Raw genomic sequence first — 23527 nt, forward strand, 5'->3', positions numbered from 1 at the left:
TTACTTCTTTTCTTCGGTCTTGGCGGCCGGGGCGGTTTCTGCGTTCAGAACGCGGAGAATGGCGGACTTTTCAAAATCGATAATGGTGGTAGAACCCGTGCGCACAGAGATCGTGGTGCCGGTTTCGTCGATGTTGGTGACGGTACCGATAATGCCTGCGGTGGTAATCACCTTGTCACCCTTCTTGAGGGCCTTGCGCATTTCTTCCATCTTCTTCATTTCCTTGTTCTTCGGACGAATGAAGAAAAGCCACATCACCACGAACAAGAGGATGAGCGGCAAGAAGCTGCCAATGGCGCTCGGCTGCTGTTCGGGAGCAGCTTCTTCGGCGAAGGCGGCAATGGAGGAAAGGGTCACGAGAAGTGCAGAAAGTTTCATGATTATACCTGTTTGGGGTGAATTGATTTTACAGGTGTAAATATAGCAAACTACTTCACCAGCTTCTTGTCGAGAAGCGGGTAAATGCGGTTGAGTTCCATCAAATCAAGGATGGTGTCAAAATCGCCAAAGAAGAACGGAATGGCCTCGATTTCGGGCAGAACATCTCCGTCTCCAAGCGGAATGGCCGCATTCAAAAGCTTGCGTTCCAGGAGCGGAAGCATCGTGCGCAAGGTAAGCGTAGCGCCGAACATGGCGCGCTTGCCCACCTTCAGGAGCGATTCCGTCTTGACGGTAAACGTTCCGTTCTTGAGCGGTTCCGTGCTTTGCTGGACCGTCTTGATGACTGCATTCAAGACCATCTGTTCGGTCATCGAAAGAATCTGCGGGGGAGTCTTCTTGTAACGTGCGCGGAACCGGATGGATTCGTACAGCAAGTGTACCACGTTGGCGTTCTTCACGTGAATCTCTTCGCCCTGGATTTTAAGGACTTCAAGTTCTTCAAGAATCTTCAGCAGGTCTTCGATGTTGTCTTTCGAAAGATTGAAAAGCTTTTCAACGCCGTCAATGACTTCGGCGTGCGAAACGTAGGTCTCTTCGTTTGCCTTGGCGCGAGTCGAAAGCGAATCCAGAATGTAGAGCAAGCTCGGGAGTGCCTTGATCTTGTCGCTTTTGCGCTTGTTGTCGCCGGCAATCTGCAAACGTCCTGTCAAGAACGATATAATCGACCTGAACCAGGCGGGTTCCTGCTCCAGCGATTCTTCCAAGGCGTCGGGCGTGATTTCAATCAGCTCGCAGTCTTCGGTGGCGGTAATAGTTTCGGTGTAAGGCTCTTTCTTTAAAAAGGCGAGCTCGCCAATTAAAGCGCCTGGGCCGTAGGTGTTGATGGCGGTACCGAGCGTGCTCTTGCCTTGCAGCTCGCCGTCTCGCACCACATAAAGGTTTTCGCCAGGGTCGCCTTCGCGGAATAGAATCTGTCCTTCTTCAAGCGTCATAGCACCCCTCGAATGTTGGTCTCGTAGCGTAGCGCTTTCAAGAAATATTGGACCCTGGTTTTATTGATTTTGAATAGGTCGCAATCGGGATTCTTCGGGTCGGATTTTACGAACCACTGAATTTGCAACAAATTAATCCACTGCGAAACATCGGCGTCGGGGAATTTCTCGTGAATGTAGCTGATCCAGTCGGGGCCAGTTTTTTCGGGCGAAACTTCCATGGCCGACAAAAACACGAGAATCTTTTTCTGCACAATGCTCAGCCTGTAAGGCGCGAATTCCGTTTCGGTTTCCTGGGCTCGGATATAATCCGTAAAAATGTGCAGGAGTTCGGGATCGACAATCTTGCAGAACACGCGGTCGCTCTTTTGCGAAAGCTTGATCAGGTGCCTGCGTAAAAGCGACTTGAAATCTTCTTGCGCGGCCGTGGTCGAAATCTTGGTCAAGAATGAGTATTCTCGAAGCAGCTCGGCGAGATTGAATTCCGTGTCTTGCGGCTTGTGGCTCAGGTATTCGGCGAGGCTCTTGAGAGAATTCCTGACGCGAGTCTCGATGGCGGCGCGCTTCAGCAGGTGGGTCTTTGCAGAAAGGTTGCGGATCAGAGCCAGCAGCCAGAGCGGAAGCCGCTTGAGTTCGGATTCCATGCACTCTTCGGTAACAAGCGTAATCTTGGAATCCTTGCTAGCCGACAGTTCGTACTTGAACGGTTCACGTTCAAGGAGTGCTGCCACCCCGACCAGGTCTCCCGGTCGCATGGTGAATACGACTGAATGGGGCGGAGTCGTTTCGCGGGCAACCAGTTCTCCTTCTTCAAGGATAACGATGCTCCTGTACTCACTGCCCGGTGAATAAACGACAAAACCCGCCTTCACGCTTTGGTGCGTGGGCGGGATTAATTGTTGACGCGAGGTTTGTTTCCCCATATTCATAGGAACGCCAAAGCCTCGAAGTAAGCTTGATTAAGCCTGACGTTCGTCGATACGTGCAGCCTTACCGCGGAGGTCGCGCATGTAGTAGATGCGAGCCTGGCGGACCTTACCGGCGCGGTCGAGCACGATGGAATCGATGCGGGGGGAGTGGAGCGGGAAAATGCGTTCCACGGCCACGCTGCCGGACATCTTGCGGACGGTGAGAGTTGCAGAAATACCGGAGTTCTTCTTCTGGATCACGACGCCCTTGAACGGCTGGATACGTTCCTTGGTGCCTTCGATCACCTTCACATTCACGGTGACGGTATCGCCAGCGCGGAGTTCAGGAAGGTCGGTCTTCAAGTTTTCGTTATGGATTGCTTCAATGTTCAGGGACATTTGTGTACCTCGTTTTTATTTGATGCCAAATTTAGTATCTTCTTCAAGATTTTTAAAGATGTCTGGGCGTCTTTCTTGCGTTCTTTTTAACGATTCTTGGCGCCTCCAGGCTTTAATGTTCGCGTGATGGCCCGAAAGGAGCACTTCGGGGACCTTTTTTCCTTCAAAAACCTCAGGTCGGGTATAGACCGGCCATCCCAGTACGCCCTGCGCAAAAGAGTCCGTTTCGCCGGATTCCTTGTTGCCGAGCGCCCCGTCGATGAGTCTCACCACGGCATCCGTCACGAGCATGGCGGGGAGTTCCCCTCCGCTCACGACAAAATCGCCGATAGAAATCTCCAAGTCGACCTCGGACTGGCGGATGCGGTCGTCGATTCCCTTGTAGTGCCCGCAGACAAGTACCAGGTGGCTTTCTTTCGAAAGTTCCTTGGCCATCTTGTGGGTAAAGGGAACCCCGTCTGCAGTCAAGTAGATGACTTTACCGCCGTCTTCCTTGACTCCCGTGCTGCGAATAGCGTTGGCGAGCGGTTCGGGCCTTAAGACCATTCCCGGTTCGCCGCCATAGGGCACGTCGTCCACCTGGCCGTAATCGTTGATGGCAAAGTCGCGCAGGTAGACGGTGTTGAATTCCATCAGACCTTTGCTCTGGGCGCGACCCATGATCGATTGCTTCATGGGAGCGAACATCTCGGGGAAGATGGTGATGCAGTCGATTCTCACCTTTCCTCCGGGCACAGGCTCTTGAGGTAGTCTGCGCTGAATACGATGTTCTTGCCATCTTCGTCCACGTCCAAGACGCAGTCGTCTATCCAGGGGGCGAGGATTGTTTTCGCGGAAAATTCGCGTTGGAAGGCTGCATCGAACTTGACGTGAAATGCGTTCACGGTCGGCAGTTCCTCGACTTCAAGAACTTCGCCGATGTCGCGGCCGTCTTCCAGTTTTACGCGGAACCCTTCCAGGTCGTCCAGGTAATATTCACCTTCGGGGGCGGGGAGCCTCTCCGATTCGGGAATCATTACGTCTGCATTCACGAAATGGGTGAGCGATTCCGGCGTATCGTACCCCTTGAACTTGAGTAACCACAGATTGTTTGCAAGCCTGGAATCTTCCAGAGTCAATTGGACCTGTTCACCATTGGTCTTCTTTAGCATCACATCCTTAAGCTTCTCGTGACGTGTTAGGTCGTGAGTGAACGGCATCGCCTTGATGTAGCCCTTGACGCCATGAGTGCGCATGAGCTGGCATACGGTGATGTATTCTTCGGATTCAGACATGAAAGACTTAGTGGGGTTTTGAATCAGTGGAAGGCGGTTGCCCTTGTTCAAGCGGTTTTTGCTGCATAAAAAAGTCCCGCGTTGTTTGGCGCGAGACTCTTTATAAAGCGAAAATTATGCTTCGGCGGCAGGAGCTTCAGCGGCCGGTGCTTCGGCAGCGGCAGCAGCTTCAGCAGCAGCGGCTTCCTTGGCAGCCTTTTCAGCTTCGATCTTGGCGAGAGCCTTAGGACCGAGCTTGGCCTTCTTGGCCTTTTCAGCACGCGGAGTAGCGGTCTTGCCTTCGATAGAACGGCCAGCGCGGATTTCGTGGAACAAGTCCATGATGCCGACCTTCTTGAGGAGGCTGCGAACGGTGTCAGACGGCTGTGCACCGGTCTGGAGCCACTTGAGGACCTTTTCCTGTTCGAACTTGATTTCCGGAGTCTTGGAATTCGGGTTGTAGAAACCCACCTGTTCGATAAAGCTATCGTCGCGAGCCTTGCGGGAATCAATCACCACGGCGCGGTAGATGGGGTTGTGACGCTTGCCGAAACGAGCGAGACGGATAACGGTTGCCATTTTAACCTCTTATTTGTTTGTTTCCCTTTTGCAGGGAAATGGGGTTTGTTTTATTGTTTTGGGCCAAATATAGCAAAAGAATCTTGTTTGTAAAGGATGGCAATGTAAAATTTTTCCGTTCTTTACGAACAAACTAACGTAATTTTAGGGGTTTTGGTCCGCAAAAAAGGCGTGAAAACGCAGTTTTTCGGTAAATTTCGCCAATTTTGGGACGTGAATAGCAAACGCCCCCGGGCTTTGCCGGGGGCGCTTGAAAGTCCTTAATCGAGGGCTGAACTACTCTTTATCCTTGTCTTCACTGTGGCATGGGCAGTGGTAGCAGTCACCCGTTTCGGCGTAGTCCTTACCGCTCCAGCAGTAGGTGCAGAGCTGTTCGGCAGGGAGGCCGATGGCGTGAATCAGGTCGTCGATGCGCTGGAACGCGAGAGTCGTCAGGTTCAGCTTCTGGCGGATGTATTCCACCATTCCCTTGTAGGCTTCGCCATCCGGATCGGTGTACTTGTCCAAATCGGGATTCTCGCCTTCCTGGTCGCGGATGTAGCGACGGGTAATCAGGTCGTATTCGTTCTTGGAACGGGAGAAGTTGATGAACTTACAGGGGAAAACCAGCGGCGGGCATGCGATACGCATGTGGGTTTCTTTACAGCCCAGGGAGTAGAGCTTCTGAGCCTGCTTACCGAGCTGCGTGCCGCGCACGATGGAGTCGTCGCAGAACACCAGGCGGCGGTCCTTGATGAGTCCCGGAATCGGAATCAATTTCATGGAAGCCACGCGTTCGCGCTGCTTCTGGTCTTGCGGCATAAAGGAACGGGCCCAAGTCGGCGTGTACTTCACGAACGGGCGGGCGAACTTGATGCCGGCTTCGTGTGCGTAACCGAGGGCGTGGGACGTACCGGAGTCAGGAATACCGCAGGCGGCGTCTGCTTCGGTAGGAGTACGCTTTGCAAGTGCGGAACCGCAGCGGTAGCGGGTCATTTCCACATTGCGACCTTCGTAAGTGGATGCCGGGTAGCCATAGTAAACCCAGAGGAAGGAGCAGATGGCCATCTTCTTGCCCGGAGCGACGAGAGTCTTGTCGCCATCCGGTGTGAGTTCGGCGATTTCGCCCGGACCCATGTCGCGGACGTATTCAAAGCCGAGGTTGTGGAGAGCGCAGCTTTCTTGCAGGGCGATCATGGCGCCTTCCTTCTTGCCGAGCACGATTGCCGTACGGCCCCACTTGTCGCGGCTGGCGTAGAACTTGCCGGTTTCGTCCATCAGAAGAACGGAACAGCTACCCTTGATTTTTTCTTGGACGTACTTGAGACCGTCGACGATGGAGTCTTGTGTAGCGATCAGGGCGGACACCACTTCGGTCGGTCCGACCATTCCGCTGGTCGTGGAGTACTGGAGCTGCATGCAGTTGTTCTTGAACAGCTCGTTCTTGATTTCTTCGATATTCGTAATCAAGCCGACAGTTACGATGGCGAACGTGCCGAGCTTGGAGGTCATGACGAGCGGCTGCGGGTCCGTATCCGAGATAACACCGATACCGACATTGCCTGCGAACGAAGGCAGGTCGTGTTCGAACTTGCTGCGGAACGGGGTGTTCTGGATATTGTGGATTGAACGATGGAAGTGTCCGTTAGCCTTGAGAACAGCCAAACCGCCACGGTGGGTTCCCAGGTGTGAATGGTAGTCGGTTCCGAAGAAGAGATCACTTACGCAATCTTCTTTAGAAACAACTCCGCAAAAGCCGCCCATATGTACTCCTTGAGTGATTGGGGAAAATTTGGCTTAAAAAGTAGAAATTTTGCGAGATATGTTGGAATAAAATTCCTTATTATTGCTTTCCAAGAAAAATACAATCAAGATATAAATGGGGTTTAGGGCGCTTAAAGCGCAATTCGAAGTGAACGCATGTGCATTCTCTTGTCGGAAGGCGGCCATATCTAGATTTTTTTGTAGGAAAATTCTATTTGCAACGCCCTCTTGTTAAAATAATGTTATTTTAATGGTATCTTGATTTTGCTTTGGACCTGTTTATGAATTCGCTTTTGTCCATTGATGATGTGTCGCTTGCTCTATCGCTCGATTACGAGTGCGTGTTTTTTGTCGATATCGAAAGTGACAACTATGCCATGTTCGCATTTGGCGGGAATCATAAAAATCTGGAATTGAGTGAAACCAGCAATTTTTGGGCGGATTCCCGAGTAAACCTCGAAACGGTTATTTATAAAGACGACAGAGAATGGTTTGCTCAAAACATAGCCGACAAGGAATCGCTGATTGCCTCGGTGCAAGACGGTAAAGCCTTTAGAGGAAAGTACCGTATTATGGCAGGGGATAAACCTGTCTGGTATTCCATAAAGGTGGTTCTTGGGCGTGCGGAACAACGCAATTACCTGATTATCGGAGTGACCAATATCGATACCCAGGAACGTGAACGCTTGGCTCTTGAACAAAAAGCGACCAAGAGTGAACTTTATGGCCAAATCGTGATGGCTCTTGCCGAACGCTACGATGCCCTTTATATGGTCGATTTGGATACGAACCATTATGCGCTGTACAAGAGTGAACGGGTGTTCTGCGAATTGAGCGTGGCACTCGAAGGCGAAGATTTCTTTAACCAGCTGAAAAAGGATGCTTTAAACGTCGTTTACAAAGAAGATATTCCCTTGATTGTGAATGCTTTGGATAGGCGTACGCTTTTAAAGGAACTTGATGATAATGGAGTGTTTTCGTTGACGTACCGCCTGAACACTCCGAAAGGACCTTTGTATGTAAACATGGTGGCGGTTTATGCCGATAAAAAGCATGTTGTTATCAGCGTGACCAATATTGATGCTCAGGTTCGCCGCGAACAAAAAATCAGGGAAGAGGTGAGCGCTGCTTACGAAAAGGCTCGTCGCGACGATTTGACCGGGATTAAGAATAAGACCGCATATGGTGAATTTGAAGCCAAACTGAACCAGCAAATCCAGTCGGGCGAAAACGTGAAATTCGCAATCGCCTTGTGCGATGTAAACGGTTTAAAGACGGTGAACGATACGCTGGGGCACATTGCCGGTGACGAATATATTCGCTCGGCCAGTAGGCTTGTGTGCCAGACTTTTGCCCATAGCCCGGTGTTCCGTATTGGTGGCGATGAATTTGTTGCGATTCTGCGTGGTTCCGATTTCGAAAACCGTGAAAAACTGGAAAAGGAATTTACTGAAGCGATTGAGAAAAACGTTGACAAACATAAGGTTGTGGTTGCTTGTGGAATTTCTGTATTTGACAAGGAACATGACAAGGATGTTTCGTCTGTCTTTGAACGAGCCGATGCGCTCATGTATAAAAACAAAGTGCGCATGAAGAATGGGCATGATGAAATTATCGGAACGATTATTCAATCGATTGGAGCCAAATTAACTAATTAGAGCCTTGCCGTGCTCTTCATGGTAGATTGCAACGTCATAGCATTACCCGCAATGACGTTCTTTTTTTTATTTTTGTGCAGATAATTTTTATGATTTTCTAGATGGACAAAAAAGATGTTTAAAGTAGGGTTTGATAACGACGCGTACCTGAGGACGCAGTCCGAAAAGATTGCCGAGCGCATTGCGAAGTTCGGCGGAAAACTTTATCTGGAATTTGGCGGAAAACTGTTCGATGACCATCACGCATCCCGCGTGTTGCCTGGCTTTGCGCCCGACAGTAAAATCCGCATGCTCGAAAAGCTCAAGGACAAGGCCGAAGTGATTATCGCCATTAACGCCGGCGATATCGAAAAGAACAAGGTCCGCGGCGACTTGGGCATTACCTACGATCAAGATGTCTTGCGCCTGATTGATGCCTTCCGCGGTTACGGTCTTTATGTGAGCTCCGTGGTATTGACTCGCTGGCAAGAACAGCCGAGTGCTGTTGCCTATCAGAAAAAGCTTGAAGATCTTGGCCTCAAGGTTTATCGTCATTACCCGATTGCGGGTTACCCGAGCAACATTCCGCTGGTGGTGAGCGACGACGGTTACGGCAAGAATGAATTTGTTGAAACCTCTCGCGAACTTGTGGTGGTGACGGCTCCGGGTCCCGGAAGTGGAAAGATGGCTGTGTGCCTTTCGCAGATTTACCACGAAAACAAGCGTGGCGTGAAGGCCGGCTACGCCAAGTTCGAGACCTTCCCGATTTGGAACATTCCGCTCAAGCACCCGGTGAACCTCGCATACGAAGCCGCCACCGCCGACTTGAACGATGTGAACATGATTGACCCGTTCCACTTGGAAGCATACGGACAGACGACTATCAACTACAACCGCGACGTGGAAATCTTCCCGGTGCTTAACGCCCTGTTTACCCGCATTCTCGGTGAATCTCCGTACAAGAGCCCGACCGATATGGGCGTGAACATGGCCGGCAACTGCATTGTCGATGACGATGCTGTTTGCGAAGCGGCCCGTCAGGAAATCATCCGTCGCTACTACAACACGCTTTGCGACGTGCGTAAGGGCAACGCCGACAAGGACCAAGTTTACAAGCAGGAACTGATTATGGAACAGGCCCAGATCAGTACTGCAAACCGTCCGGTGATTGCGGCTGCTGTCAAGAAGGCCGAAGAAACCGAAGGCCCGGCTGTCGCAATTCAGTTGAACGATGGCGCCATCATTACGGGCAAGACATCTTCGCTGCTCGGCGCCTCTTCTGCAATGCTCTTGGATGCGCTCAAGCACCTGGCCGGAATCCCCGACGAAGTGCGCCTGCTTTCGCCGATGGTGATTGAACCGATTCAGAACCTGAAGACCAAGCAGCTCGGCCACAAGAACCCGCGCCTGCACATGGACGAAGTCCTGGTCGCGCTTTCTGTTTGCGCCCTCACGGATTACAACGCCAAGATTGCCATGGAAAAATTGCCGGAACTCCGCCACTGCGAAGTGCATTCCAGCGTGATTCTGTCGCAGGTCGATGTGGGCGTGTTCCGTCGCCTCGGCGTAAATCTGACTACGGAACCTACTTATCAGACAAGTAAGCTCTATCACGGGTAACAAATGCGTAAATCGAGTGTCGCGCCCATGCTTGCATGGGCATGACCGAGATTAGCATTTGGCGATTGAGCGTAGCGAAAGCGCAAAAAGCCGGTTTAGCTTCGCCTAGCTGCGTTCTCGCCCCACTCGTCGTACTATTTGTACGCCTTCGGGGGCTGCGGCCTGGCTTTGCTTGCTAATCCAACTTTTTTATTTCGATTGAAGAGAATGTTTTAAAAACGAAAAAAAGTCGCGACACTGTCGCGACTTTTTAGCTTGTATGCAATTACTTCGTTTGCTTGGAAGAATTACTTCTTCTTGGAAGCCTTCTTGCTGGAAGATTTCGGGGGGTGAACCGCAATCTTCTTCACGCTCTTGTCTTCGGCCTTGGCGAGTTCAGCTTCTTCGGCTTCGAAGATTGCCTGGGCCTGCTTCAAGGCGTCGGTCGGATCGATTTCGATTGCTTCGGAGGCTTCGTCCACGAGTTCGGCGAAGTCATCGTACCAGTCAGCGAAGATTTCCACTTCGAGGTGATCAACGCCCGGAACGGTGAGGCGTGCGCCGCAGGCTTCGCCCACGCGGTCGAGGTACTTGGCCATCTGCGGCTTGAGGAGCGTCAGGTCGAGACCGTCGAGGTCTTCGGGTTCGAAGTAAACGGCGTCGACATCGCTGTCGTCGTCCTTAGCCTTCTTGCTCTTCTTGCCTTCGCACTTGCCGCACTTGCAGTCGCCGTTGCAGCATTCTTCGTTGCCGTACAGGGCCATGTATTCTTCATCGTCCATGCCGCTGTCGTAGTAGAATTCGTCTTCTTCGAGGTACAGGGTCTCAACAAAGATTCCCTTTGCGCCGAGTGTCTTGGCTGCAGCAATGAATTCCTTGAGGTCGCCGCCGAAGTAGCGGGTGGTTTCCATGTCTTCGTTCAGGGTCTGAACGGGAATGGGGGAGAGCTTCTGCTTCTTGAGGTAGTCGCAGATTTCGTCACTGATGGATTTCTGAGTCTTTGCCATGTGAATCTCCTGGTAAAATTAAACGTGGTACTTCTTGAGGCTCGGAGCCTTTTCGTTAATGAGCTTCATGATGCGTTCGACAGCTTCAACGCCATGTGCGGTGTCCTTCACGCTAACGAGCGGCTGGAACAGCGGGCTGTTGAACAGCGTGCCCAGCGGAATCGGGTTCTTGCGGCAGAACGTGATGTCGATAAAGTCGCGAGCGTCCTTCTGCAGGTCGTGAGCCTTGTCCTTGTCGCCGGCCTGGAAAGCCTTGTAGAGTTCGACGAAGGTCTTCGTGGCTTCGGGAATGTTGCCCGAGGCGCTGATGAGGCCCGTGCCGCCCATTTCGAGCAAGTCTGCGAAGAGACCGTCTTCACCGCTCATCACGGCGAAATCCTTGCCCTTCGTTTCCTTGATCACGCGCATCGTGTCTTCGTGGAACTTTTCGCCGAAGCCGAATTCGACAGCTTGCTTCAGGCCGATGATGTTCTTGTCTTCGGCAAGTTCGATCAAGGTGTCGGGGTGCACGTAGCTGGAGGTACGGCCCGGAACGTTGTAAATCACGATCTTGGCACCCGTTTCGCTGCTGAGCGTACGGTAGTGCTTCAGGAGGCCTTCCTGCGGCGGGTTGTTGTAGTAGCCTGTCACGCAGAGGACTGCCACCGGGGCAATCTTCTGAACGTTTTCGATCATTTCGATAGATTCGCGAGTGCAGTTGGAACCGGCACCGGCAATCACGGGCACGCGGCCATCCACATAGTCGAGCGTAAACTTGATAACATCCAGGTGCTGCTGCGGAGAAACAGTCGCACTCTGACCCGTGGTCACGGCGGGGAGCACGCCACTTGCGCCGTTGGCAATCACGTCGTCAATCATCTGACCCATCTTCTTGTAGTCGATGGAGTTGCGAAGGTTCTTGGGATCGTCGTTCTTGAGTGGGGTGAACAACGCGGGGAAAACACCAGTAAGTTGAGAAGCGTTAGTAATCTGCATAGTGGCCAAAATATAGTATTAGATGACGCTCCGCTCTTAAGAGTAGTCTTTGATTTTTGCGTAATTTGACGTGTTTCCGCCCCGTTTTGCAAACAATTGTTTGCGTTTCTTTGTGCATTGGTATATATTCAATGGAAAAGTAAGAATGAAGTCGATTAATTGCTTGGGAGGTAAAGAGATATGTTGAATGAAAACCCTTTTATGACTTTAGAACGGGCTAGAAGCGTATATTGGCTTAAGAATAACTATAGACCCATGGGGGAGTTGTTTGATAATGGTTTTCTAAACACGCGTCGTCTAGAATGGGGAGCAAATAATGCTTATGATCCGACGATTAAGGCGGCTTGCCAGGTGCTTTTAAAACAGAAACAAAAGACGACTAAAGCGTTTGTTGAGAAAGGGAAATTACCAAGGAATATTGATGAGGCGAGAGCAGTTGTTTGGCCGTTTAGTAAAAATCTTGGTAAAACTGGGCGAACGATGGGTGAATTGACGGATAACCGTGATATTACTAAACGTGATTTGGCTTACGCTTTGGAAAAGGCTTGGGATGAACAGGTTCGAGAAGCGTCCCGCATTATTCTAACTTCTCAATTAGGCATTGAAAACGATCGTGCTAATGAAACGAAAGGTGCTCTTAAGGTAACGGCCAATCGAAGCTTTATGGAAGAACAGATTGAAAGACTTTCTTTTAAGAAGGGAGCTTTCATTGGCATATTGCTAACTATATGCGCATTTCTTTTGATTGCTGATTTTGTTTATATGGGAATGAAAGGGGCTATTCCTGCTTTAGCTAAATTCATTTTGGATACAAAGTATATTGGATTAGCCTTTATAATCCTTTTCATTATTTTTGTTTTAGTTGTTGCCAACTTCGTCATCAAACATACTCTTGAAAAGAAAATTGACAATTATGATGAATCTATAAGGAATCACAAACAAGGAAGAGATGGGGAAGATAAAGTTGTAGATGTTATGCGAGAAACTTTGGATGGTTCGTGCCATGTATTTAGAAATTGTGTATTGCCTGATAAAAAAGGGGATATAGATGCCATTCTTGTTTCTCCGCAAGGCCTTTTTGTTTTTGAAGTAAAGAATTACAATATGAAATGTGAAAATACTCAGGATGAATGGTTCTTTTATAGCGGGAAAAAGAAGAAGAAACTTAAAGAGAATCCATCCATTCAAGCAAAAAGAAATGCTGCAAGATTAGCGGAGCATCTAGAAGCGGATTTTAGTAGAAATAAAGAAAGAAAATGGGTTAATCCCATAGTGGTTATGGCGAATGCTGATGTCGTTTGTTTGGAATGTGAACCGGTTGTCCCGATTTGGCGAATTCAATATTTGTCTGATGAATTGGGCAATATTCCAAACAAAAGAGAAATTTCGGAACAATTGCAGAGTGAAATATGCAAGAAATTGGAATTACTGTATTCAAGTAATTGAAAAGGAGATCCCGCACCGAGTGCGGGAAGACATTTGGCGAAAAGATCGTGACTGCCAAATTGTGGTACAATAACTTACAATTTGTGTACATCTTTCGTAAAAGTTTTAATCTGTGTGACGATAGCGGGGTTTTAGGGGCGGAGCCCCTAGGCGAAGGGGTGATGGAAGACCGCTTTGCGGGCTGAAATCAGGGGAAAACTTGCCCCTGTATATCCAAGTTTTTTCTAAATTTTCCCCGTAAAATTTCAAATACAGGAACCCTTATGGAAAACATTACGCAGATTTGGAAAAAGATCCAGTCCCCGGAATTCAACCCCGCAACAGACATGGGCTTGGTAGAACAGGTCAAACAGGTCGCCCTGACTTCTCAGGAAAGCGCCAAGGTTAGCTTTGGTACGTCCGGCTGGCGTGGCGAAATCGGTTCTGAATTCACCCTCCGCAATCTGCAGGTCGTGGGTGCCGCTATCGTGCGCCTCTATAAGGAAGCTACTCCGGAACTTTTCGAAGCTCTCGGCGTGAAGGATTTTGCCGAACTCCAGAAGCGCGGCGTGGTCGTTGGCCACGACAACCGCTTGCTCGGTCACGAATTCTGCGAAGCCGTTGCCGACCAGTTTGCCAAGGCCGGCGTGAAGGTCTACTACGGTGGCGAAATGCCGACTCCGGAATTCAGCGCCTGCATCGAAATGCTCGGTGCCGCCTGCTCCATCAACATGACTCCGAGCCACAACCCGAGCCACTACAACGGTATCAAGTTCAACCCGGCTGACGGCGGTCCTGCCGGTCCGGAAATCACGAACGTGATCACCAAGCTCAGCAACGAAATGATGGCCACCTGGAAGTTTGAACCGGTGGGCAAGGTCGACTGGGAATTGATCGACTCCCTCAAGATTTACAAGGAATTCTTGGTCAAGCAGGGCACCATCAAGTTCGACCGCATCAAGGACTTCATCAAGAAGGGTCGCCTGACTCTCGTGTGCGACCACGTGCATGGTTCTACCCGTCGCCGTCCGGCCGCTCTCCTCGACAATCCGGAATGCCTGATTACGCTCCGTAACGAAGACGACTCCCTGTTCGGCGGTATCGCTCCGGAACCGTCCAGCAAGAACCTCGAAAAGGTCCGCAAGGTCCTCGACGAAAGCAAGAGCTGGTTCCGCCTGGGCGCAATCTTCGACCCGGATGGTGACCGTATCCGTTTCTACGACGGCACCCGCGAAATCGATATGAACCAGTTCGGTGCTATCGCTTTCCACTACATGGCTACCTGGCGCAAGGAACAGGGCTGCGTGGCTAAGTCCGTCGCTACTTCTAACTTTGTGAACATCATTGCCGAAAAGCTCGGCGTGCCTGTGATGGAAACTCCGGTGGGCTTCAAGAACTTCCGCCCCTGGCTCTCCCGCAACGCCAAGCAGAAGGCTCTCGTGGCTTTCGAAGAATCCGACGGTATTTCCGGCCTGAACAACACGCTTGAAAAGGATGCCCAGTTCGGCCTCCTCATCGCTCTTGAAATCATGGCTGTCACCGGCAAGAACCTCGGTGAATACCTGGATGCCCTGTACGAAGAATATGGCCGCTTCTACCCGACCCGTTCCGGTTTCGAAGTGGACAAGTCCCTCGTTGGCGCTCCGCTCAAGGCCAAGGTTGACGCTATCGCCACGATCGCCCAGCCGGGTGCAAAGGTCATGGTCGGTAACAACGAAAAGACCGTGAAGCAGCTCCTCACGCTCGACGGCGTGAAGGTAATCTTCGACGATGACTCCTGGATGCTGGTGCGTCCGTCCGGTACCGAACCGAAGGTTCGTATCTATACGGAATGCCGCAACCCGGATGAAAAGGACCCGATGTTCGAGGCTGCCAAGGCTCTGTTCTTCAAGAATTAATAAGTCTTTCAAGGGAGGATCCTATGAAAAAACTTATAGTGTTGCTTTGTTTGGTTTTTGTCGCGGTTTGTTCGGCGCAAACGCTGAAGCCTGAGTTCCAGGCTTTTTCGGGTGCCCTGCTCAAGCTGAAAAAGGCCGATAAGGGCTATCATAAGTTCCGCTTGACGGTGGATGTCGCTCCGTGGGCTTTCCAGGCTGACGGTGAAGTGCAGGCCCCGGGCGGTGACGGCGATGCCTTGATTACTGGCCTTTTCGATGGCGATGTCTATGCAATGCTTGCCTATGTTCCTTCGACGGCCGTTGGCTCTGACAACAAGGAATACCAGGTGGGTTTCTTCGACATGATGCTGTTCTTTGAAGACGAACCGACCAGAATTCGTAACTTGCGCTTCAAGCTTTTGCCGCCGGCAAATGACGAATGGGCCATGGGCATTCTGAAGGATGCCTTGGAATCCGGTTCCCTGCTCGGTAACGTGTGGGGCGGCAAGTACGACAAGGATATCACCAAGGCTTCTGCCGATCCGCTCGACAAGGCTAAGCTCCGCGCTTTGCAGAAGAAGGGCGAAAAGAAGCCCGATGAAGAGGCTACCATTACGACTCGCAAACGCCGCGTAGAGGCTGAAGACGAACCGCAGGTCGCCCCGAAGAAAAAGAAAAAAAAGTCCGACGTCGACGAAGAAGCGACGATGAACAAGCGCAAGCGCCGCGTTGATGCTGCAGACGAAGAGCCTGCTCCGACCAAGAAAAAGAAGAAAAAGAAAAAAGTTTCTGGCGATGAATGCGACGATCCTGGTCTCTCTGTCAAGGAAAAGCGCCGCTGCCAACTGAAGAACAAGTAATTTTTTAACTAAAACCAATTAGAGGTAATCTATGTCCGGTCACTCCAAATGGGCCACCACCAAACGTAAGAAAGCCAAGACTGACGTTGCTCGCGCCAAGGCTTGGAACAAGTTGATCAAGGAAATCTCTATTGCTGCTAAGCTTGGCGGCGGAAACCCGGATGCGAACCCGCGTCTGCGTGCTGCTATTCTTAAGTCCAAGAGCCAGAGCTTGCCGACCAAGAACATCGAAAGCGCTATCGCCAAGGGTACGGGTGCCAACTCCGGTACCGAAATGACGGAACCGCTGTACGAAGGACGCGGCCCGGCCGGCATCGCCATCATGGTGCAGTGCTTGACCGACAACAAGGTCCGTACCGTTGCCGAAATCCGCAACATCTTCAACAAGAACAACGGTGCCATGGGCGAATCCGGTTCCGTGTCTTGGGCATTCACCTACAAGGGTGTGATCATTGTTGACGCTGAAAAGTATCCGGAAGACAAGGTCATGGACCTGGTTCTCGAAGCCGGTGCCGAAGACATGTCCACCGAAGACGGCGTGCACGAAATCTCCACCTCTCCGGAAGCTTTCGACGCTGTGTCCAAGGCTCTCGAAGCTGCCGGTATCGAAATGATGAGCGCAGAAATCACCTACGTCGCTAACGACCCGGTGAAGCTCGGTCACGAAGATGCCCAGAAGCTCCTCAAGCTCATCGACAAGTTCGAAGACCACGACGACGTCCAGGACGTTTACCACAACGCCGAAATCGACGAAGCCGATATGGACGCTGAGTAATAGTCTTTTTCTACAAAGATTCAAAAAAGCCGATTGCCAAAAGCAGTCGGTTTTTTTTGCGTTGATTAGATGTCAATGAATTTATCGGAAAAATAATTCCCCTGAAAAGCATTTAAGATAAATTATGTATATATTTGAAAAAAAAGGAGGAGTTGTTATGAACAAGCAAAAGAGTTTACTCACGTGTACCATGGCCCTCGGGCTGTTTCTTGGGCTTGAGACTACCGCCCAGGCTAAGGAATGGGAACAGTCCTTGGTGATAAACCTAACCCGTCATGAAGTGCATGAACCAACTTATGGTTATACTAAATGGGGCTTTTCTAAAGACAGCCTTGTTGAGATAGAACCGGGTGTAGCTATCGAGGGCACGTATTGGCAGGTGGATGAATCTTGTGTATGTGGTATTTCGTTTGGAGCCTGTGAACTTTTTCTTGTACATTGGAATTTTTTTGACTTTGACCAAAACTATTGGAATGTCGTTTTTGGCGATAGCTTGAAAGCGGGAGTAACCCTAGGCTTGAACGATACGACTGCTTTTGCTGCGGTTCCTAGTAGTAAGTCTTCTTTGATAGATACTTATAAATTTACCTCGAAAGAAGGTTCGACTGAAAACGATACCAATTATTTTGTCTATAGAAAGGATTCTTCGTATTACGCCCTTTGCCAATATATAACGGTGTATAATAGTTCTATAAATAGGAATAGTGGAACGGAAATAGGTTTCCCGGCCTATTTTGTGCACCAATGCATTTACCAAGATGACGGAACGCCAACATTCAGCAAGATTCCGATGTATACGGGTGAGTTGCCGCAGGGTAGGCCTATTGATCCGCCCTCTGTTATTGCAAAGCCTATGCGTAAGAATGTCGGCCCGACTGTGGACCGCAAACCGTATCTGGTAAATGGACAGTCGGCTAGGAAAAATTCAGCGAGCGGTGTTCGCGTCGAAAAGGATCGCGTTTACCGACAATAAAAAATTTTCTGATGATGAAGGCAGCCGAAATGGCTGCCTTTTTTGTGACCAAGATTTATTGGCGACCAAGAGTTTCGCGGTAGTTATGGACAGCTTCCTTGTAGCTGCTGACGGCCTTTGAAATGCGTGCAGCGATGTCTGCCTGAGCCTTGCTTGTGATCATGTAGGCTTCTTCTTCGGGGTTGCTGATGAAGCCGATTTCAAAGAGCACGGCAGGCATTAATGCGCCTACGAGCACCATGAATCCGGCGCCGCCGACGCCACCACCCTGGCGCTTGATTTTGCCGTCGTCGAAGGCCTTGAGCATCTGTTCGGTGAACATGTAGCTGTTCTGCTTGTATTTTTCCAAACGGGCTTCGAGCTTGAACCATTCGAGCGGAGAAAGTTCTTCTTTGGCGTTCTTTTCGCCGTAGAGCGTGGCCACCTTGTTTTCGCGACGGGCAATGGCCTTGTCTTCTTCGCTTTCGGGGGCGCGGAGCACGTACACGTGGTAGCCCTTGATTTGCTTTTTGCGTTCGGGGCTTGCGTCGATGGCGTTACAGTGCAGACTGATGAACAGGTCGCCGTCCCATTGGTTCGCGAGGTTGGCTCGTTCGCCGAGCTCGATGAACACGTCCTTGTCGCGGGTCATCTTGACCTTGAAGCCTTCTTTTTCGAGTTCCTTTTTCAGGAGCTTGCCGACGGCGAGTACGATATCTTTTTCGTTGGAATTCTTGCCCTGGGCGCCGGTATCCTTGCCGCCGTGGCCGGGGTCGATCACGATGGTCTTGACTTCGCGGGTGCCGGCGGTTTCGTTTTTCGGTGCGGCGACAGGCGTTGTCTTTGCTGGGGCAGCAGCTGCGGGCGCGGCGGCGACTTTTACGGAAGACGAGGAAACTTTAGCGGGGGAGCTGCTGCTTGCAGGAGCGACCGCGGCGGTTTGTGCTTTGCCGGCATTGAGTAATGTGGCAATGTCTGCGGAATCCAAGAGAATATGGCTGCCCGAGATTTCGGGCGCATGCTTGATTTCGACAGATTTGCCGTGCGTGTTCACGAAGGGAAGGCCAATCGCGAATTTGAGGGTGTCGCTTTCGCCCGCGAGAATGAAGGTCTTTTGAACCGGGAACCAGTGGAAGCTGGCCTTGATTTCTTTGGCGAACTGTTCGGCATCGACTGTGTTTGCTGCCCAGGCAGAGACTGCGAGAGCGAAGCAGACAAGTATATGCCAAACAAAAGCCTTCATTATTTGTGCGCCTTTGCCGCGCGGGCCATTTCAAGTTTAGCGTCGCGGTTGATGATGTCCTGACGCTTGTCGCGCTGGTCCTTACCGCGGCAGATTCCCATTTCGAGCTTGGCGCGGCGGTTCTTGAAGTAAAGCTTCAAGGGAATGAGCGTGCATCCCTTCTGCTCCTTGGCCTTGCGCATCTTGGCGATTTCGTGCACATGGGCCAAGAGCTTGCGGCGCCTTGCCGGAAAATGGTTGAATCGGTTGGCGAAAAGGTATTCGTCGATGTGAGCACCCACGAGCCAGATTTCGTTCTTGGACTCGTCGATGTCGATCCACGCTTCGCCCAAAGTGCACTTGCCATCGCGGATAGACTTGACTTCCGAACCAATCAGCATGATACCTACTTCGAAGGTTTCGTCTACGAAGTAGAGGTGGTTTGCTTTGCGGTTTACGATGACCGGCGTACTCTGTTCTTTTTTCGCCATTCGTTAAGCCTTCTTCTTGCTCCAGCCGGATTTTGCTCCAGCACTTTTTGAAGCGGTCTTCTTGGCGGCGGTTTTCGTGCCGCTTTTCTTTGCGGAGCTCTTGCTGTCGCTTGTTTTGGCGGCGACAACGCTCTTGCTTTCCCAGCCGACCTTCTTCTTTTGCACGTGGGGCACCGCCTCGTCCAGAGCCAAGGTGAGTTCCTTGCAGCCGTCGCCAGTTACGGCGGAGGTCACGATGACGCTTTCCTTGTGGGCCTTGAACTGCTTGATGGCTTCGTCAATGCCGAGGTCGCTCTTGTTCAAAGCAATCACGTAAGGCTTCTTTGCGAGCTTCGGGTGGAATGCCTTGAGTTCGTCCTTAAGAACGCTGAACTGTTCGTAGGCGTTTTCGGCAAAGCCGTCGATCACGAACAGGAGCGTGTGCGTACGTTCGATATGCTTCAAGAACTGGTGACCGAGGCCCTTGCCTTCACTGGCGCCTTCGAGCAAACCAGGAATATCTGCAACCACAAAGCTGTGGCCGTTCAACTGCACAATGCCGAGCACCGGTTCAAGCGTGGTAAACGGGTAGTCGCCGACTTTCGGGCGACCGCTCGAAATCTTGTTCACGAGACTGGACTTGCCTGCGTTCGGGAAACCGACGAGGCCCACGTCTGCCATAAGCTTCAGTTCCAAGAAGAGTTCGCGCTTTTCGCCCTTTTCGCCGGGCGTGCACTTGCGCGGAGCCTGGTTGGCTGGCGTTGCAAAATGCTGGTTGCCCATGCCGCCCTTGCCGCCGCGAGCCGCAATCCACTTTTGGCCGGGTTCGGTAAGGTCTGCGAGAATACGGCCTTCGGCATCCTTCACGATAGTGCCGCGCGGAACGCTTACGATCAAGTCTTCGGCGCTACGACCGGTGCAGCGCTTGGCGCCACCGGCCTGTCCGTTCTGAGCCTTGTACAGGCGTGCGTTACCCATGTCGAGCAGGGTAGAGTACTGTTCGTTCACCTGCAGGATCACATGACCGCCGCGACCGCCGTCACCGCCATCGGGACCGCCGAGGGGTACGAACTTTTCGCGGTGGAAACTGCAAATGCCATCGCCGCCCTTGCCGGAGCGAACTTCAATTGATTTTTCGTCTAGGAACATTAAAGGCTAATTCCTTCGTCGAGGCCGAGCGCGATATTCATGTTCTGAATGGCGGCACCGCTTGCGCCCTTGCCGAGGTTGTCGATAATAGTCGTCACCTGCATCACGTTTTCGTTGCCGAACACCTGAATACGGGCGTTGTTCGTATCGTTGCAGACGGTAGCGTCAAGGCGGCCGTTGAACAGCACGGGGGCTGGCTCAAAGGGCATGACCTTCACAAAGCGGGAACCTTCGTAATGCTTTGCCAAGATTTCGGTGAGGCCTTCGGGACTGACCTTCTTGGTGAGTTCATTTGCAAAGATGGCGACGGTGACCGCCATGCCCTTGTAATAAGGGCCAAGCACCGGGTTGAAGAACGGCGTGTTTTCGAGTTCGCAGTACTTCTTCATTTCGGGGAGGTGCTTGTGGGCGAGCGCGAGCGCGTACGGGGCGGGCGCCATGATAGCCTTCGATTCGCCAGCAGCGTGTGCAAGCGCTGCGGCTTCTTCGTATTCGGCAATCAGCTTCTTGCCGCCGCCGGAATAACCGGTAATGCTGTAGGCGGCAAGGTTTGCGCTCTTCGGCAAAATGCCTGCGGCAACCAGCGGGTGTACGCCAAGAATAAAGCCCGAGGCGTGGCAACCGGGGTTCGCGATGCGCTTGCTCTTGGCAATGGCTTCGCGCTGGGCGGCCGAAAGTTCCGGCATCCCGTAGGTCCAGTCGGGGTTTACGCGGTGGGCGGTGGAGGCGTCGATCACGCGGGTGTTCGGATTTTCGCAGAGTGCTGCACTTTCGACAGCCGCAGCGTCGGGCAGGCACAGGAACGTCACGTCGGACTCGTTGATGAGTCGCTTGCGTTCGTTAATGTCTTTGCGGAGTTCGGGAGAAATGCGCAACACTTCGATGTCGTTACGCTTTGCGAGTCTCTCATAAATCTGCAGGCCAGTGGTGCCTGCTTCACCATCTACGAAAACTTTGAACATTTGCTTAGTTACTAGTTGTTAGTTGTTGGACTGAAAATTACTTGCCGGCGCCGCAGCACTTCTTGTACTTCTTGCCGGAACCGCACGGGCACGGATCGTTACGGCCAACGACCGGACCTTCGTGACGGACAGTTTCCTGCTTCACGGCACGACCGTCGTAGAAGAACCATGCGCCGCCCACCTTGTGGAACTCGCCGAGTTCGTGGTGGTTACGGGTAATGTTGCCCTGCTTGAAACGAGCGATGAATTCGACCCAGCCGATGTTCTTTTCTTCTTCGGTCTTGGTCTGCTTGATTTCAATGCCGAGCCATTCGGAATCCTTGCTCCAAGCGGTCACGCTCGGTTCGTCAAAGTCGCCGCGCTGCGTGGGTTCGAGAGATTCCTTGAGCCAGCCGATTTCCTGCTTTACATAAGCGGTATAGCGAGAACGCATCAATGCTTCGGGGCTTGCCGCGAGAGCTTTCTGCTTGATAATGGGTTCGCAACATTCTCCGTATTCCTTACCGGAACCGCAGGGGCATAAATCTTTAGCCATAATTCAATCCTTGTGTCTTTGTTGAAGCGGCTTTGCCGCCGTTAAAATTTGATGAAAAAAATAGAAAAAAAAGCGAGCGGTTGAATCCCGTTCGCTTTTAAATTAGAGCGTTTCGCGAAGAGGCTTACAGGCACTTCTTGAGTAGCCAGATTTCTTCTTTGCCTTCGCGGCCGGCGATGCTGCTAGTGGGCTTGATGCGTTCGACGACATCGAACACGCCGTCGAGACGGGCCATGAGTTCGCCTTCGCTGGTGGCATGCGGCGGACCCTGCAGAGTCTTGCCGTTCATGAGCGGGTACAAGAAGAGAATCAACAAGCCGTCATCCTTCATCATCTTGTAGCAGACTTCGAAGAATTCGTCGCGGCGACCCGGGTGGATTGCCGTGAAGGCGCAGTAATCATAAACGATATCGAAAAGCTGACCGCCGCGCTTGTCGTCCTTGGGAGAAAGCGAGAACAGGTCGAGGTCCAAAGAACGCAGGTTCTTGTGTTTGCGGCTCAAGTGGTCAAGTTCATCGACGGCAGAGGGGGCAAAGTCGACTGCCAGCACGTCGTGACCGCGCAAAGCCCAAGCTTCGGCGTCGTAGCCAAAGCCTGCACCGGGAACCAGAACGGAGCCCGTTGCGGGACAAGAGGGGTGCTTGAAAAATTCCGTCAGAGCGGGCGTCACCTTCTTGAGATTCCAGTAGTCCTTGCCTTCGGCATAAAGATTATCCCAGAAATCCGGGAGGTTCTGCGTTAACATTATTTACCTTCCTTTTTGTACGCAAGCTGCCCGCAGGCGGCGAGAATGTCGCGGCCGCGCGGGTTGCGGATCGTGATTTGAATTTCGGCTGCCCTAACCATAGCCAAAAAGTCTTCTACCTGTTCCGGCGTAGGGGCGTGTAGTGTGGGGTCGTCGCCGTCGTTTAGGACGATGGCGTTTACCTTCACGCGGCGGGGGGCGCAAATGCGAATGAGCTCCTTGGCCGCCTTCGGGGTGCAGGTGATGTCCTGAATCAGGACAAATTCAAACGTTACATAATTGTCGGTTCTACGAATGTATTCGTCAACCGCTTCCAAAAGTTTTTCAATGGGCCAGGTCTTGTTTACCGGCATGACAGACGAACGGTATTCGTTATTCGTGCTGTTGAGGCTCACGGCAAGGCAACAGGGGGTATTGCGGTCTACCAGTTCCTTGATCTTGGGAACCACGCCGCTCGTGCTTACGGTCATGCGCTTAGAACCCATGTTGAACAGGCTCTGGTTATGGAGCGTACAGCAGACGCGGTGTACGTTTTCCAGGTTGTTCAGGGGTTCGCCCATGCCCATGAAGATGATGTTGGTGACTTGGGCCGTTTTGCCTTCTTCATTCAAAAAGCCGGATTCTTTCAGGTACCAGTTCACGTTGATGATTTCTTCCAGGATTTCGCCGGCTTCGAGGTTCCGGGTGAAGCCCATCTTGGCGGTACGGCAGAAGGCGCAATTCATGGCGCAGCCGACCTGGGTCGAAACGCATACGGAATAGCGACCGTTTGCGGGAATCATCACCGTTTCGATATGGTGGTCGTCGTGTGTCTTGAAAAGCCACTTGACCGTGCCATCGACCGACTCCATGCGCTGTTCTTCTGTCAGGGCACGGAGGCTGAACTGGTTGGCCAGTTTTTCGCGGAGAGCGGGGGAAATGTTCCCCATTTCGTCGTAGCTTTTGACCTGTTGGCAAAAGAGCCATTTTTGAATTTGGCTTGCACGGAACGGCTTTTCATCCTGGTCGCGGAGCCAAGCCTTAAGCTCGTCCTCGGTCAGTGTTTTTATGTTCTTTGGCCATTCCATCGGGGGGTAAAGATA

24 protein-coding genes are annotated in these 23527 nt (G+C 51.7%); 7 read left to right on the plus strand and 17 right to left on the minus strand.

The window, feature by feature from the left end:
- The 8 genes from yajC to B7989_RS04115 form a co-directional block, all read right to left on the minus strand.
- On the minus strand, positions 1-378 hold the full coding sequence (gene yajC, locus B7989_RS04080) for a preprotein translocase subunit YajC (protein ID WP_088627304.1): 378 nt from the start codon (positions 376-378) through the stop codon (positions 1-3).
- Positions 379-428: 50 nt separating this feature from the next.
- Positions 429-1373, minus strand: a complete 945-nt coding sequence (locus B7989_RS04085) for a Crp/Fnr family transcriptional regulator (RefSeq protein ID WP_088627305.1) — start codon at positions 1371-1373, stop codon at positions 429-431.
- Positions 1370-2302 carry a cyclic nucleotide-binding domain-containing protein gene (locus B7989_RS04090; RefSeq protein WP_144264962.1) on the minus strand — a complete coding sequence of 311 codons (933 nt, stop codon included), beginning with the start codon at positions 2300-2302 and terminating at the stop codon, positions 1370-1372. Before B7989_RS04090 ends, B7989_RS04085 begins: the two co-directional genes overlap by 4 nt.
- Before the next feature lie 30 nt (positions 2303-2332).
- Positions 2333-2680 carry a 50S ribosomal protein L19 gene (gene rplS, locus B7989_RS04095; RefSeq protein ID WP_088627307.1) on the minus strand — a complete coding sequence of 116 codons (348 nt, stop codon included), beginning with the start codon at positions 2678-2680 and terminating at the stop codon, positions 2333-2335.
- 15 nt (positions 2681-2695) lie between these two features.
- A complete protein-coding gene (trmD, locus tag B7989_RS04100) occupies positions 2696-3400 on the minus strand; it encodes a tRNA (guanosine(37)-N1)-methyltransferase TrmD (protein ID WP_088627308.1) in 705 nt (234 codons plus the stop codon).
- A complete protein-coding gene (gene rimM, locus B7989_RS04105; protein ID WP_088627369.1) occupies positions 3397-3954 on the minus strand; it encodes a ribosome maturation factor RimM in 558 nt (185 codons plus the stop codon). Before rimM ends, trmD begins: the two co-directional genes overlap by 4 nt.
- A 114-nt stretch (positions 3955-4068) precedes the next feature.
- Positions 4069-4512: a 30S ribosomal protein S16 gene (gene rpsP, locus B7989_RS14280; protein WP_073318120.1), complete on the minus strand. Its 444-nt coding sequence runs from the start codon at positions 4510-4512 to the stop codon at positions 4069-4071.
- Between the two features lie 276 nt (positions 4513-4788).
- Positions 4789-6255: an amidophosphoribosyltransferase gene (locus B7989_RS04115; RefSeq protein WP_088627309.1), complete on the minus strand. Its 1467-nt coding sequence runs from the start codon at positions 6253-6255 to the stop codon at positions 4789-4791.
- A 281-nt stretch (positions 6256-6536) separates the two neighbouring features.
- Between B7989_RS04115 and B7989_RS04120 the strand changes: the two genes are divergently transcribed.
- A complete protein-coding gene (locus tag B7989_RS04120; protein WP_088627310.1) occupies positions 6537-7913 on the plus strand; it encodes a GGDEF domain-containing protein in 1377 nt (458 codons plus the stop codon).
- A gap of 114 nt (positions 7914-8027) precedes the next feature.
- Positions 8028-9512: a DUF1846 domain-containing protein gene (locus tag B7989_RS04125; RefSeq protein WP_088627311.1), complete on the plus strand. Its 1485-nt coding sequence runs from the start codon at positions 8028-8030 to the stop codon at positions 9510-9512.
- Positions 9513-9799: 287 nt separating this feature from the next.
- Here the strand turns inward: B7989_RS04125 and B7989_RS04130 are convergent, their stop codons facing one another.
- Complete coding sequence (locus tag B7989_RS04130) at positions 9800-10498, minus strand: hypothetical protein (protein WP_088627312.1); 699 nt, start codon at positions 10496-10498, stop codon at positions 9800-9802.
- Between the two features lie 18 nt (positions 10499-10516).
- Positions 10517-11473 carry a 4-hydroxy-tetrahydrodipicolinate synthase gene (dapA, locus tag B7989_RS04135; RefSeq protein ID WP_088627313.1) on the minus strand — a complete coding sequence of 319 codons (957 nt, stop codon included), beginning with the start codon at positions 11471-11473 and terminating at the stop codon, positions 10517-10519.
- A 180-nt stretch (positions 11474-11653) separates the two neighbouring features.
- Between dapA and B7989_RS04140 the strand changes: the two genes are divergently transcribed.
- The 5 genes from B7989_RS04140 to B7989_RS04165 all read left to right on the plus strand — a co-directional run bounded on the left by B7989_RS04140 (position 11654) and on the right by B7989_RS04165 (position 17383).
- Positions 11654-12919, plus strand: a complete 1266-nt coding sequence (locus B7989_RS04140; protein ID WP_088627314.1) for a nuclease-related domain-containing protein — start codon at positions 11654-11656, stop codon at positions 12917-12919.
- Between the two features lie 263 nt (positions 12920-13182).
- Positions 13183-14796, plus strand: coding sequence for a phosphomannomutase (locus B7989_RS04150; RefSeq protein WP_233144239.1), 1614 nt, complete (start codon positions 13183-13185; stop codon positions 14794-14796).
- Positions 14797-14819: 23 nt separating this feature from the next.
- Positions 14820-15635, plus strand: coding sequence for a hypothetical protein (locus B7989_RS04155; protein WP_088627316.1), 816 nt, complete (start codon positions 14820-14822; stop codon positions 15633-15635).
- Between the two features lie 31 nt (positions 15636-15666).
- Positions 15667-16410, plus strand: coding sequence for a YebC/PmpR family DNA-binding transcriptional regulator (locus tag B7989_RS04160; protein ID WP_088627317.1), 744 nt, complete (start codon positions 15667-15669; stop codon positions 16408-16410).
- A gap of 157 nt (positions 16411-16567) precedes the next feature.
- A complete protein-coding gene (locus B7989_RS04165; protein WP_088627318.1) occupies positions 16568-17383 on the plus strand; it encodes a hypothetical protein in 816 nt (271 codons plus the stop codon).
- Between the two features lie 55 nt (positions 17384-17438).
- Here B7989_RS04165 and B7989_RS04170 read toward each other — a convergent pair whose 3' ends face one another.
- The 7 genes from B7989_RS04170 to rlmN all read right to left on the minus strand — a co-directional run bounded on the left by B7989_RS04170 (position 17439) and on the right by rlmN (position 23512).
- On the minus strand, positions 17439-18605 hold the full coding sequence (locus B7989_RS04170; RefSeq protein WP_088627319.1) for an N-acetylmuramoyl-L-alanine amidase: 1167 nt from the start codon (positions 18603-18605) through the stop codon (positions 17439-17441).
- Entirely contained in the window at positions 18605-19075 is a 471-nt protein-coding gene (gene smpB / locus B7989_RS04175; protein WP_072976871.1) for an SsrA-binding protein SmpB, read from the minus strand. The genes B7989_RS04170 and smpB overlap by 1 nt, the downstream gene beginning before the upstream one ends.
- A gap of 3 nt (positions 19076-19078) precedes the next feature.
- Positions 19079-20203: a GTPase ObgE gene (obgE, locus tag B7989_RS04180; RefSeq protein WP_088627320.1), complete on the minus strand. Its 1125-nt coding sequence runs from the start codon at positions 20201-20203 to the stop codon at positions 19079-19081.
- Positions 20203-21165, minus strand: a complete 963-nt coding sequence (argC, locus tag B7989_RS04185) for an N-acetyl-gamma-glutamyl-phosphate reductase (RefSeq protein WP_088627321.1) — start codon at positions 21163-21165, stop codon at positions 20203-20205. Before argC ends, obgE begins: the two co-directional genes overlap by 1 nt.
- A 37-nt stretch (positions 21166-21202) precedes the next feature.
- Positions 21203-21700: a YchJ family protein gene (locus tag B7989_RS04190; protein WP_088627322.1), complete on the minus strand. Its 498-nt coding sequence runs from the start codon at positions 21698-21700 to the stop codon at positions 21203-21205.
- A gap of 124 nt (positions 21701-21824) precedes the next feature.
- On the minus strand, positions 21825-22445 hold the full coding sequence (locus tag B7989_RS04195) for a methyltransferase (RefSeq protein WP_088627323.1): 621 nt from the start codon (positions 22443-22445) through the stop codon (positions 21825-21827).
- Positions 22445-23512 carry a 23S rRNA (adenine(2503)-C(2))-methyltransferase RlmN gene (gene rlmN / locus B7989_RS04200; protein ID WP_088627324.1) on the minus strand — a complete coding sequence of 356 codons (1068 nt, stop codon included), beginning with the start codon at positions 23510-23512 and terminating at the stop codon, positions 22445-22447. Before rlmN ends, B7989_RS04195 begins: the two co-directional genes overlap by 1 nt.
- Between the last annotated feature and the right edge of the window lie 15 nt (positions 23513-23527).

The sequence above is a fragment of the Fibrobacter sp. UWB5 genome, assembly GCF_002210295.1.
Taxonomy (GTDB): domain Bacteria; phylum Fibrobacterota; class Fibrobacteria; order Fibrobacterales; family Fibrobacteraceae; genus Fibrobacter.